General features: G+C 37.6%; 8 protein-coding genes, 1 tRNA gene and 1 other annotated feature. Of the genes, 6 read left to right on the top strand and 3 right to left on the bottom strand.

What is annotated here, in order from left to right:
- Nucleotides 1-275: glycosyl hydrolase family 18 protein (locus ACPYKA_RS14570; RefSeq protein ID WP_479542954.1), on the top strand; the 275-nt coding region annotated here is incomplete at its 5' end.
- A 532-nt stretch (nt 276-807) separates the two neighbouring features.
- Here ACPYKA_RS14570 and ACPYKA_RS14575 read toward each other — a convergent pair.
- Both ACPYKA_RS14575 and proC read right to left on the bottom strand, forming a co-directional pair.
- Nucleotides 808-1116 (bottom strand): TIGR04104 family putative zinc finger protein, encoded by a 309-nt coding sequence (locus ACPYKA_RS14575; RefSeq protein WP_479542955.1) that lies wholly within the window; start codon nt 1114-1116, stop codon nt 808-810.
- A gap of 4 nt (nt 1117-1120) precedes the next feature.
- Nucleotides 1121-1936: a pyrroline-5-carboxylate reductase gene (proC, locus tag ACPYKA_RS14580; protein WP_479542956.1), complete on the bottom strand. Its 816-nt coding sequence runs from the start codon at nt 1934-1936 to the stop codon at nt 1121-1123.
- Between the two features lie 52 nt (nt 1937-1988).
- Nucleotides 1989-2200, bottom strand: a binding site (T-box leader).
- A gap of 232 nt (nt 2201-2432) precedes the next feature.
- Here proC and ACPYKA_RS14585 point away from each other — a divergent pair.
- The 5 genes from ACPYKA_RS14585 (at nt 2433) to ACPYKA_RS14605 (ending at nt 9408) form a co-directional block, all read left to right on the top strand.
- Nucleotides 2433-6107 (top strand): nitrate reductase subunit alpha, encoded by a 3675-nt coding sequence (locus ACPYKA_RS14585; protein ID WP_479542957.1) that lies wholly within the window; start codon nt 2433-2435, stop codon nt 6105-6107.
- Nucleotides 6097-7641, top strand: coding sequence for a nitrate reductase subunit beta (narH, locus tag ACPYKA_RS14590; protein ID WP_479542958.1), 1545 nt, complete (start codon nt 6097-6099; stop codon nt 7639-7641). The genes ACPYKA_RS14585 and narH overlap by 11 nt, the downstream gene beginning before the upstream one ends.
- Complete coding sequence (gene narJ, locus ACPYKA_RS14595) at nt 7616-8143, top strand: nitrate reductase molybdenum cofactor assembly chaperone (RefSeq protein ID WP_479542959.1); 528 nt, start codon at nt 7616-7618, stop codon at nt 8141-8143. The genes narH and narJ overlap by 26 nt, the downstream gene beginning before the upstream one ends.
- Before the next feature lie 17 nt (nt 8144-8160).
- Nucleotides 8161-8892, top strand: a complete 732-nt coding sequence (gene narI, locus ACPYKA_RS14600; RefSeq protein ID WP_479542960.1) for a respiratory nitrate reductase subunit gamma — start codon at nt 8161-8163, stop codon at nt 8890-8892.
- 90 nt (nt 8893-8982) lie between these two features.
- Nucleotides 8983-9408 (top strand): hypothetical protein, encoded by a 426-nt coding sequence (locus ACPYKA_RS14605; protein ID WP_479542961.1) that lies wholly within the window; start codon nt 8983-8985, stop codon nt 9406-9408.
- A 287-nt stretch (nt 9409-9695) separates the two neighbouring features.
- Here the strand turns inward: ACPYKA_RS14605 and ACPYKA_RS14610 are convergent.
- Nucleotides 9696-9788: transfer RNA gene (locus ACPYKA_RS14610), tRNA-Ser, on the bottom strand.
- Nucleotides 9789-9919: the final 131 nt, after the last annotated feature.

The following is a 9919-nucleotide window of genomic DNA, read 5'->3' on the forward strand; positions in this document are numbered from 1 at the left end:
CGATAAGTCCCCAACAAGCCATTCGAATTGCCCGTGAGAATAATGCCGCTATTCAATATGATGAAAGAGCACAAGCACCATTTTTCAATTACTATGATAATCAAGGAAGAGAACATATCGTTTGGTTTGAGGATGCCAGATCCATTCAGGCAAAATTTGATCTGATTAAGCGTTTAGGCTTGCTTGGTATTGCATACTGGAAACTAGGTCTCGCCTTTCCTCAAAATTGGTTATTGCTTAATGATAATTTTATTATTAATAAAAGAGAAACCTAAAATGTTCCTGAAAAATCGGGAACATTTTTTCTTTAGGCTGTTTTCGTAAATTGATTTACTTTTGAATCTGTACCGTAGAAATAAACTGTGCAGTAGTGAAAATTTAAAAACTAGTAACAGCTTCGTTGATTTCCGCCTCCGGGCAGTACGCTTTCCGCGGGCACGGCTTCAGCCCTCCTCGGAAGAAAACCGCTTCCTGCGGGGTCTTCAGACACGTGCTTTTCCCGCAGGAGTCGACTGCCCTCCGGCTCCAATCAACCATAATGATAGTAGCATCAAACTGTGCAGAGTTGTTACTATGCACATCCCAGCGAAGGAAATACACGGAGACTCCTATGGGAGGACAGGCCTAGATGAGACTACGTTGGAGCGGAGCGACGAGTAGGCTCAACAGCCGCCCATGGAAAGCGTAGTGTATTTCCGTAGCGGTATTTTACATCGCAACTTTGTTTAGATATTTGCAGAGTAAATTAACCTAAGTTACTGAACAGTTTATCGATACTGTATTTCAGCAAGTATTCCAGCAAATTTTTTAGAATATCGGTTCTTCATCTTTCGTTAATTTTAAATTAATTGGATAAGTCGCAATATAAACGGCTAGTGCAATGAATACTAGTACTGTCTTCCATAAGAAGGCAAATTTTAAAAAAGGAAAGATGAACAATATAATTATCATCGAGACAACTGAAAAGACAATATCGCGTGGCCTTTGTTTTCGGGCGAAATTTTTTTCACCACAATACGGACATCTGAGGCGGAAAAGACTTTTTAAAGACTCAGCGTATGTCCACTGCGTCTTGCAATGCTGACATATCGGCAACAATTTCACCTCCAACTCCATACGTTTATTGTTCTTCCCCTAGTTCACGTGATCTGTTTGTAGCGCTCTTTACACAATCAATAACTGCATCTTGAAAATTATATTCCCCCAATGTTCGTAGACCCGCTGCCGTTGTCCCATTAGGACTAGTTACATTTTCCCTTAAAACAGAGACAGGCTCTTGTGTATATTTTAACATATTACCGGCACCGATAATTGTTTGCGTAATCAATTGTTTTGCCGTTTTTTCATCCAGTCCTTCTTCTAAAGCAGCTTTTTCCAGCGCTTCAACTAAATAATAAACGTACGCTGGCCCGCTTCCAGAAATTCCTGTAACAATATGCATTTTTTCTTCCTCTACTACCGACACCGCACCAATTGCTTCAAATAACTTTTTAGCTAAAGCTATATGAGTGTCTGCTGCGAATTTCCCTTTTGTAATTGCGGTGGCAGAATAGCCAATCGTGGCAGATGTATTCGGCATCGCTCTTATTACAGCAACTTCTTTTTCAAGTTTATCCGTTATGAAATCTGTCGATACACCGGCAACTACGGAAATGACAAGTTGATGAGCTTCGATATATTTTTTTGTATCTAGTATCGCATGTTCCATATCATATGGTTTCGTTGCAAAAAAGATAACATCTGCCTCTTGAATAACTTCTTCTTTATTTGTGTTGCCCTTAATATTATATTTACCTTTTAATTCTTCTAGTCTTGCTTCATTTTCTTTATTCGCTACATAGATTTGCTCACTTTCCAGTACATTTTTATTAACCATTCCTGCTATAATAGCCTCTGCCATCGAACCGGCACCGATAAACGCAACTTTCTTAACCATAGTTATTGCTCCTTTTTCTTCAATTTAAAATAAAAAACCTCATTTCATCCTAACGAAGGACGGAAAATGAGGTTAAATCCGCGGTACCACCTAATTTGGCAAAATGAGCCCACTTTATATTGATAACGCAAAATTGCGGTTAGTTTTTAGCCAACGACTCCTAGGTAGGTTCAATTATGTCTTTTCCCATGGAATCTTTCAGCCGACGAATTCCACTCTCTTTTGGCAAGTTACATAATTTACTTGTCTATTCATAGTCTTATTTTTATTATTGATTATTTAAAATATTATGTTGTTCCATTCTTTTTGTCAAGCATTTTTAGAAAACTTGGCTTATCGCCCTTTATAGCGAAAGCTAAAGTTGCACTCCCAAATTGATGTCCAAAAAAATTAAAAGATACACCTATCCACTATTTGGTATATAAGTGAATGTTTGTATTCGTTTTGGGGATAATTTAGTGATAGAACCTTTTTTACATATATTTGGAGGTGCTTCATGAAAAAATCATCGACTCCTTTATGGAAAAGATTAAATTATTTAGGTAAAGGAGAAAAATTAAACAATCATTATGAACGTTCTCCACTTGATCGGCAAAGTGAAAAGTATTATCGCAGGCGTTGGCAACATGATAAAGTAGTTCGCACCACTCATGGGGTCAATTGTACCGGCTCATGTAGCTGGAGAGTTCATGTAAAAGACGGAATTATCGCCTGGGAAGCTCAAGCAACCGACTATCCTTCTACTGGACCAGAAATGCCAGAATATGAACCGAGAGGATGTCAACGAGGCGCAACTTTTTCTTGGTATACATATAGCCCACAGCGGGTTCGCTATCCATATATCCGGTCCTCCCTCTTAAAAATATGGTCAGAGGCTCTTAGCGAACAAAAAGACCCAGTACGTGCATGGAAAAGTATCGTAAATGATGAGGAAAAATCTAAACGCTATAAGTCATCTCGTGGAAAAGGTGGATTTGTACGGACTACCTGGGATGAAATTAATACATTAATTACTGCATCGATGATTCATACGATTGAAACGGAAGGACCTGATCGAATTTTTGGATTTTCGCCAATCCCCGCTATGTCGATGGTTAGTTATGCAGCCGGTGCTCGGTTTTTGAATTTAATCGGGGGATCGTTATTAAGTTTTTATGACTGGTATGCAGATCTACCTCCCGCATCTCCACAAGTTTGGGGCGAACAAACGGATGTGCCTGAAAGCTCAGATTGGTATAATTCGAGTTATTTGCTCGTTTGGGGATCAAATTTACCACAGACTCGGACACCAGATGCACATTTTATGGTGGAATCGAGATACAGGGGGACAAAAGTTGTTGCCGTTGCCCCAGATTACGCTGAATATGTAAAATTTGCTGACACATGGCTTCCAGTTGAAGCTGGAATGGATGCTGCTCTTGGCATGGCGATGACACATGTTATTTTAAAAGAATACTATGTCAATCAAGATACTCCTTATTTTATAGATTATGTGAAAAGATATACTGATTTACCATTTTTGATTACGTTAGAAAATAGTGAAAGTGGGTTACGTGCAGGTAAATTTTTGCGGGCAAATGATATAGGCATGGACATTTCCAAAGCAGAATGGAAATCAGTCGTATATGACCAAATAAATAATTCTTTTGCAGTACCGAATGGAACAATTGGTCATCGTTGGGAAAATGAAAAAACGTGGAATCTTCATTTAAAGGATACCGACAATAAACTAGGTTCTATTGATCCATTACTTTCACTTGAATCAGATCATGATGAAATTGTTCAAGTAAGTTTTCCACAATTCATGACAGAGAGTAAACAAATTTTTAGACGTCACGTTCCTGCTAAAAAAATTAAAATAAATGGAAAAGAACAATATGTAACAACTGTCTTTGATCTGCTCATAGCAAATTGTGGGGTTACCCGTGGTTTAGAGGGAGAGCCAAATGTTAATTATGATGATGAAAGCACTGCTTTTACACCAGCCTGGCAGGAGAAACTAACAGGAGTACCTAAAGAAGATGTTGCTCAAATTGCACGAGAATTTGCCCAAAATGCGATTGATTCAAAAGGGCGTTCGATGATCATTATGGGATCTGGAATTAACCATTGGTACCATTCAGATATGATCTATAGAACCATTTTGAACCTTGTCTTACTTACAGGTTGTGAAGGGGTCAATGGAGGAGGTTGGGCTCACTATGTTGGTCAAGAAAAAGTTAGACCGCTGGAAGGATGGCAAACAATAGCAATGGCTCGTGACTGGGGTGGTCCGCCGAGATTACATGCAGGAACATCATTTTTCTATTTTGCAACAGAACAATGGCGTTACGATGATCAAAAAGCAGAGAATCTCACATCTCCATTAACGAAAAAGCCCCGTTATGATCATTTGGGAGATTATAATTCTTTAGCAACACGATTAGGCTGGGTACCTTCATACCCACAGTTTAATAAAAATCCAATTAAGATTACGAATACAAATTCAAATGAGGAAGCAGCCAAAATAGTTGTCGATCAAATTAAGTCTGGTGAATTAAATTTTGCAATCCATGAACCTAGCAATCCTCAAAACTTTCCAAAAGTACTTTTTGTATGGCGAGCAAATTTAATTGGTAGTTCTGCAAAAGGACATGAGTACTTTTTAAAACATTTGCTTGGAACGCATGAAAGTACGATGAGTGAACAAGAGGAAGAGAAAAATACGAATGAAATTAAATGGATAGAAGATATCCCTGAGGGTAAATTGGATTTACTAATAAACTATGATTTCCGAATGAGTGGGACTGGCCTTTACTCTGATATTGTATTGCCTGCCGCTACTTGGTATGAAAAATATGATCTATCAAGTACTGATATGCATCCATTTGTTCATCCATTTAATCCGGCAATTACTCCGCCATGGGAGGCGAAATCAGATTGGGATAGCTTTGGTTCCTTAGCTAAAAAATTTACCGAAATGGCAAAAACCTATTTTCCAAATCCGGTACATGACGTTGTAGCTAATCCGCTGTTACATGATTCAAAAGACGAAATCGCTCAAAGCTATGGAACCGTTCCAGATTGGAAAAAAGAAAATACTGCCCCGATACCAGGAATAAATTTCCCTAGAATTACAGTAGTGGAAAGGGATTATACGAAAGTGTATGAAAAATACATTTCATTAGGTGAAAATGTCCGTGATCAAATCGGTGCACATGGTATTGGGTGGAAAGCAAAAGAAGAATATGAATACTTAAAGAAATTATTAGGAACAAATAAGCGATTAAAATATTTCAATGATCTACCAAGTCTAGAGACAGACCGAAATGTCGCAGAAACTATTTTAACACTATCAAGTACGACAAATGGTCAGATGGCAATGAAAGCATGGAAAGCACAGGAAGAGGCTACTGGACAACCATTACAAGACTTAGCAAGTGGACGTGCCCAAGAGCGTTATTCATTTAACGACATTACAACTCAACCACGACAAGTAATCAGCTCTCCTATATTTAGTGGGACAAATACAGGTGGGCGCAGATATTCAACATTTACAACCAATATTGAACGACTAGTTCCTTTTCGAACGTTAACAGGCAGACAACATTTTTATTTAGATCATGACGTCATGCTGGAATTTGGTGAAGAGTTACCAACATTTAAACCACCGCTTCAAAAATTAACATTTTATGAGAATGACCTGAAACCAAAGCCAGTTAATAATGAAATAACATTGCGTTATTTAACACCACACTTCAAATGGTCATACCATTCAACCTATTTTGATACCTTGCCAATGTTAACGTTGTTCAGAGGGGGACCTACTGTTTGGATGAATAATGAAGATGCTGCAACCGTGAATATTAAAGACAATGACTGGATTGAAATATATAACCGAAATGGCGTCGTCGTTGCTCGAGCAGTAGTGAGTCACCGAATGCCACGAGGGATTGCTTATATGTACCATGTTCAAGACAGATTAATTAATGTTCCCGGCTCCAAAATTTCCAGAACACGGGGTGGAACCTTTAACAGTCCAACCAGAATCCATGTAAAACCAACTCATATGATTGGCGGATATGCACAGCTCAGTTACGGATTTAACTATTATGGCCCAACAGGAAATCAACGCGATGAACAAGTAATTATCCGAAAAGTCGAAGGAGAGGTTGATTGGCTTGAGAATTAAGGCACAATTTGGAATGATCATGAATTTAGATAAATGTATCGGTTGTCATACATGTAGTGTTACGTGTGGAAATGTCTGGACGAATCGCCCCGGTGCGGAATATATGTATTGGAATAACGTTGAAACTAAACCCGGTGTCGGATATCCAAGAGGTTGGGAAGATAATGACGCTAGAAAAGGCGGCTGGCATGTAAAAAACGGAGAACTTAAACTAAAAGCCGGTGGAAAAGTCAATAAACTGCTAAACATATTTTACAATAAAAATTTAGTGCAAATCGATGAATATTATGAGCCTTGGACATATGATTATGAAAATTTAATTAAGAGTCCAGAAAAAGAACATCAGCCAGTCGCTCGCCCTATATCAGAACTTACGGGTGACTATATGGAAATTAAATGGGGACCAAATTGGGAAGATGACTTAGCAGGTGTTCATGAAACTGGAAAAAATGATCCAAATATGCGAAATTTAGATGAACAAATTAAATTTGAATTCGAAGAAACATTTATGATGTATTTACCGAGAATTTGTGAACATTGCCAAAACCCTTCCTGTGTTGCATCTTGTCCTTCTGGTGCAATTTATAAACGAGAAGAAGACGGCATTGTTTTAGTTGACCAGGATACGTGCCGAAGTTGGCGTTTTTGTATGACAGGATGTCCGTATAAAAAAGTTTACTTCAACTGGAAAACACATAAAGCGGAAAAATGTACATTTTGTTTCCCAAGAATTGAAAATGGTGAGCCTACGATTTGTTCCGAAACATGTGTTGGGCGACTAAGATACATCGGTATCGTGTTATATGATGCCGATAAAGTGAAAGAAGCAGCTTCTGTACCTGACGAAAAGGATTTATATGAAGCACAACTTAAAACATTTTTAGACCCATTCGATGAAGATATTCAGAAAGAAGCAATTAGACAAGGAATTCCTGAAGACTGGATTGAAGCGGCAAAACGATCACCTGTTTATAAATTAGCAATCGAACAAAAAATTGCACTTCCATTACATCCGGAGTATAGAACGATGCCAATGGTTTGGTATGTACCACCTTTAAGTCCATTTATGAATGCATTGGGAGGACAAGTAGATTCATTAGCACCCGAAGTAATTTTTCCAACCATTAACCAGTTTCGTATCCCGATTGATTACCTAGCGAGTTTATTTTCAGCAGGTGATACACAAGTCATTAAAAATGTCCTGCAAAAACTAGTTGCCATGAGAACGTATATGCGATCTGTTCAGCTTGAAAAATCGTTTGACAAGTCAATTTTAAGTGAAGCGGGGATGGATGAGGAAACCGCAATCGAAATGTACGAACTATCAGCAATTGCTAAATATGATGATCGTTATGTTATTCCTAAATCTCATCGTGAACAAGCAGATGATATGTTTACTTATCGTGGTTCTGCCGGTTTAGATTTCATGGAAGGTTGTAGTGACTGCTTCGGCGGTGAATCCGCTAACCCATTAAAATATTATGAAAGTGGATTTTGGAGTGAGGATAATGGAAACACATCAAAAAGTGTATAAAATCGCCTCGATTTTGCTGCAATATCCGACAGAAGAGTGGCTACGAGAAATAGAAGAAATAAAGTTAGAGTTAAAAACGATGGACGATTCCTTAACAAAAATGTATTTCAATTCCTTTCTTTATTATGTCGAATCAACTCCATTCATGGAATTATGTGAAAGGTATGTAGCCACCTTTGATTATCATGGTATCGTCTCGCTTCATTTGACGTACCATGTGTTTAAAGACTCCAGACAACGTGGGGAAGCATTAGTTCAATTACGAAACATATTTAAACAATCTGATTTTGAAACCATAACAGAAGAGCTTCCCGATTACTTACCATTGATCCTTGAATTCTTATCAGTGACAAATGAAGAACAATTGCAACAAGTATTAAAGCTACATTATAAATCAATGGAAAAATTACATGACGACTTAATGAAGGAAAATAACGAGTATCATTTCATTTTAAAAGCAATCAATAATGTTTCCGAACAAAAAATAAAAAATGTATCCTGACAGAAAGGATGAACGCTTTGACAAAGATTGATATACTGCTTTGGATTGTTGTTCCATATGTATCCATTGCCATTTTCATTCTTGGCCATATTTACCGTTATAATACGGATCAATTTGGCTGGCAAGCAAAGTCAAGTCAATTTTTAGAACAAAAGCGACTACGATGGGGGAGTACCTTATTTCATTACGGGATTATCTTTGTGTTCTTTGGCCATGTCGCTGGTTTGTTAATACCTAAGGAATGGTTTGACTTTTTTGGAATAACAAGTGATATGTATCATTTTGGCGCAATATTTTTCGGAGGCTTGGCAGGTGTTGTGACGGTAATTGGTGGGTTTCTACTCTTTTTAAGACGAGCTACAGTCAAACGTATCATCAATAATTCCAGCACAAGTGATTATGTATCTCTTGTACTTTTGGGGATTGTTGTCCTAGTAGGTTTTACAGCTACAATGGGATACACAGCCACTGGAGGTACATTCGATTATCGCGTAACAATCGGCCCATGGCTTAGAGAAATAATTACATTCCGCCCTTCTGAAGTCATGGTACTGGCTATGGCGCAATCACCTATTGGCTTCCAAATGCATGTATTGTTCGCATTTTTACTCTTTGCCGCTTGGCCATTTACAAGACTTGTACATGTATTTAGTCTACCATTAAAATATTTACAAAGAAGATATATTCCATATCGAAATATGCGCTCGCCAGAGAAGGTAGAATTACCTGAAAAAAATGAACTTAACTAATTGCGTTTTAATTCTCTTGCTAATATATGCTATACTATGTCATAACTTATCTAGGATAAGATCAACTTTTAGTTGAAAGGGGCATTTCTTATGAAAACAGGACCTGCACTACGACAATTAACAGCACATCGTTCTATTCACGATGCCGCGCAATCTCAAGCAAGGGAACTCACAGAAATGACGATACAACTATTTAAGGAAGAACGTGAAGAAGATTGTTTAAAAACAGCAAAAATACTAATTGAACATTGGGAAGAAAAAATTATTGCTCATGCAGATGCTGAAGATGAAGGTTTTTATCAAGAACTTTTAGAAGAAGGAAATATTCCCAAAAAGGATCTTTATATGTTAATGCGAGACCATGATTTATTCAGACAAATTGTAAGTCATATAAAAGAACAAATTAATGAAAAAAATAAAGTTACAGAAGAAAATATTTACGAAATGTATTCTTTACTAGTCATTAATGATTTTCACCATCAAGGTGAGGAAAATACATTATTCCTGAATCAATAAGTAAGAAATGAACATAGGAGAGATTGTTAACTAGCTATATCGTGATGTAACCACGGGAATCTCAGTTTAACCACAAGAAGTGGGATTTAACCATGTAGGAACGTATTGTTGAGCCAATTTGTGATTTAATCACCGCAATTACAGTTTAACCACGAGAAATCGCATTTATCCACGAAGAGTCTCCCCGTGAGATCAAGTCAGATATTCAAGCCAATTGATAAAACAAAAAACAGTATCTTCGGATTTCGGTTCCAAGATACTGTTTATTTAATGTATTTTAAATTTAATGGAGGAGGAAGAGGGATTCGAACCCCCGCGGGCTTTGACACCCCTGTCGGTTTTCAAGACCGATCCCTTCAGCCAGACTTGGGTATTCCTCCAGTTGCGACATTTTTTAATATACATGATTTTTTTATTGTTGTCAATAAAAACTATTTTAAGTTTACCGTTTTTCTAATGGAAATTGAATTTTCGATGACGCGATTCTTGGGTATAAGGTTTTTTGATATAT

This window comes from Pseudogracilibacillus amylolyticus (SeqCode), assembly GCF_051918545.1.
Lineage (GTDB): Bacteria > Bacillota > Bacilli > Bacillales > Amphibacillaceae > Pseudogracilibacillus.